The organism is Alcanivorax sp. HI0083 (assembly GCF_001635175.1).
The window spans coordinates 1-1,355 of sequence record NZ_LWFX01001755.1; the positions used below are offsets into that span (position 1 = coordinate 1).

Annotated in this window: 2 protein-coding genes; one reads left to right on the plus strand and one right to left on the minus strand. The window is 53.6% G+C overall.

Going from position 1 to position 1,355, the window contains the following annotated elements:
• Nucleotides 1–629, minus strand: a 629-nt coding sequence (locus A3754_RS25505) for a hypothetical protein (RefSeq protein WP_156497235.1), incomplete at its 3' end; no start/stop codon positions are given.
• 280 nt (nt 630–909) lie between these two features.
• On the opposite strand from A3754_RS25505, the gene A3754_RS25510 reads away from it, so the two are divergent.
• Nucleotides 910–1,355 (plus strand): hypothetical protein (locus tag A3754_RS25510; protein ID WP_197468874.1); only part of this gene is annotated, 446 nt, incomplete at its 3' end.

Genomic DNA, 1,355 nt, shown 5'->3' on the forward strand with positions numbered 1-1,355 from the left:
ACGTAGTCCCAGGGGGTTTCACTGATCTGAAACGCGGATTGATCCTTCACCGAGTTGCCATCCTGGCCCACAACCGTCACCAGGTTATCGTCATAGCGCTTGGTCGCCTCACTGATCGGGCCTTTCAGCTTCTGCATGTATTCCGTGTAGTTGCTGTTGGCTTCCTTGAGTTGTGCTTTTGCCTGGTTCAACTGCGATGCGGAGGCCAGACCTTCATTGGCCAACCAGTCATCGAATGACTCGGTGCTGCTGGTTTGCTGTTTGAAGTTCTGATAAGCCACATTCACGCTGGACTGGATCTGAAACAGGTTGTGCGAAGCATCCGATATCTTCTGCTGCAACGCCTGGCCGGCTTCACCGCCATCGGCCATAAGGAAGTTCAGAAACATGCGGTACTGGTCACCGAATCCCTGCTTCATGCCGTAGGTATTCGGATCCACCTGCGGGCTGGCAGGCACAATATTGAGAAACTGTACTTGCTGATACGGCAGCGAGCCCATCGGTGGATTCTTGCCACCCCAGTTCCACGGGGTCGGCCCGGTCAACATTTGCGGTACGCCTTCGATCTTGATCTGATCCTGGAAGGCGGTCATGAATTGTCCCCAAAGCGTTTTCGTCATATCGCTCATAATCATTCTCCTGATGATGTTTTTTATCGGGCATTTCCATGCCTCACGATGTGCCATTTGGCGCAATCAGTATCAGAGCGAAATATCAGCGTTGGGAAATTATGGATGGTGATGAAATCCATAATCACAGATGCATTATCAGCGATGATCACAACCATCATTAACGATAATGAATCGGGTAAAAATTACCGGGTAGGATGGAGGCCACCCGGCAACCAGGGAAGCGATCCACAGCGTACCTTGGGGGGAGCCGGCAATAAAAAGAGAACAAGGACGATTCATGAGCCTCGACACATCGCTGGTACCCGAGACCCTGCTCAACGCACAACGCATCATTGCGCTACCTGAAAACCCCGACCACCTGCCTGCGGTGGACTGGAAGAAACTGGGCGCTCCGGATAACCGGATTCCCCACATCGAAGAAACGCCCAGTCATCAAGCCGATTCTCCCTTACCCAAAGCCGACGTGGTCGTGATGACCTGGACCCTGGCAGAGTGGGCCGCCATGAATCAGGTACTCACCAACCGGCGTGATCCGCTCACACCGGATCAGCTGCACAGCCATGAATGGCAGGAAGGCTGGCTGTCTTACCAGCGCGACTACTACCAGATTTATCAATATATGGTGGATGTCTCCAAGACCTTCCAGGGCGGCGCGCCTTCGTTGTACAGCGAAAGCTGGGGTAGCTTCCGCCAGGTCCGCATCGGCGACTTGAACGTCTTGCT